At 60.3% G+C, this 237-nt stretch carries 1 protein-coding gene; it reads left to right on the top strand.

Translation table 11 applies throughout. The annotated features are described in order from the left end of the window. Positions 1-237 (top strand): type 2 periplasmic-binding domain-containing protein (locus SB660_RS23670; protein ID WP_410585031.1); only part of this gene is annotated, 237 nt, incomplete at both ends.

The following is a 237-nucleotide window of genomic DNA, read 5'->3' as shown; positions in this document are numbered from 1 at the left end:
GTACTTGCTGTGCGCAGCGAACGGGCTGACGTGTTGTACGCGAGCATTTCGATCATCGGGTACACCGCGGACCTTGATGACTCCGTCCGTATTGCGGGCGTGTACCAGAGGACGCTGGTCGCGGCCGCGTTCGAGAAGGGCTCTGAAGTCGCCCCGCATGTTCAGGCGGCCATTCAGAGCCTGATGGACGACGGAGCTTATGAGGAAATTCTCGCCAAGTGGGGCCTGGACGAAAAC

Origin of the sequence: Bacillus sp. SIMBA_005 (genome assembly GCF_046535585.1) — a bacterium.
Lineage (GTDB): Bacteria > Bacillota > Bacilli > Bacillales > Bacillaceae > Bacillus > Bacillus pumilus.
This window is presented reverse-complemented; position numbering and strand designations above follow the sequence as displayed.